Source organism: Chryseobacterium sp. CG10_8, from assembly GCF_058117085.1.
In genome coordinates this window covers 1-1055 of record NZ_JBYVEB010000241.1, presented here as the reverse complement: position 1 = coordinate 1055, position 1055 = coordinate 1, and the positions used below count along the sequence as shown (strand labels likewise).

1 protein-coding gene is annotated in these 1055 nt (G+C 28.5%); it reads left to right on the top strand.

Annotation, left to right across the window (positions count from 1 at the left end; all coding sequences use genetic code 11):
• Positions 1-31 precede the first annotated feature (31 nt).
• Positions 32-865, top strand: a complete 834-nt coding sequence (locus AC4AGG_RS16530) for a hypothetical protein (protein ID WP_489773122.1) — start codon at positions 32-34, stop codon at positions 863-865.
• The last annotated feature ends 190 nt before the right edge of the window (positions 866-1055 follow it).

Sequence of the window (1055 nt, the reverse complement as noted above, 5' to 3'; positions counted from 1 at the left end):
ATCGGCAATTAAAAAACACAACCTGTAATAGATGAAAATTAAGTTTCAATGTCCGCTTTGTAAGTTTTCATTAAATAAGCGACCAAATTTTAGTGTTCCTGGAAGACCATATATAACCGTTGTAAATACTGATAATAATATCGTGATTGGGGACTGTTTAAATCATTCTACAATAGTATATTTTACCAATTATAAATTTGATTTACTTTTTGAATCAGGATTAAGTGCAATACAAGATTTATACTATCGAGAGTCCATTGCATCACTTGCAACTTCATTAGAAAGATTTTATGAGTATATTATAAAGATTGTAAGTATTAATTTTGAAAATAGTCTTTCAGCAAATTCTTGGAAATTTGTATCAAATCAATCTGAGAGACAATTAGGTGCATTTTATTATTTATTTGTTAGAGAATTTAATATTGAACCTAAAGTTCTTTCAAATAGAATGGTAGAGTTGAGAAACAAAGTTATTCATAAAGGGTATTTTCCAAGTGAAGATGAAACATATTCTTTTTTATATGAAATATTGGAAATAATAAATTTTAACCATAAAATAATTTCGGATTTGAAAGAAAATGAAATTAATATGTATAAAGAAATTTTTCACTCCGAAATCTGGAAATCGTCAATCGAAAGAGTTGACATAGAGGTAAAACTTTATGAGATTGAACTAAAGAAATTAAGGGAAAATCCTTCGGAATTATCAGGTTTAGAAGGTCGTTACCCAATAAATAAACCTGTGAAAAAATCATTTAAAAGAAATATACCAACATTTTTATTTATAGATGGTAATTTTAGATATAGAGACAATAAAGAGCTAAAAGAGCATATTAGAAAAACTGAACATTATGGGGTTGATTAACTGCCGATAACAGTGTATTCGCAAAAGCGGGCTTGAATACTCAAATTGAAAATTTGAATATTCTTCGCCGCCACTGCTTTTCAATTCCGTATTTATTTTGTAAGTTTACTTCATTGAAAAAGCATTGGCTTCAGTTGGTGGAAAACTGAACTTTCAGTTCACTTTTCGCCCGCCTTCGCTAATACTTTTT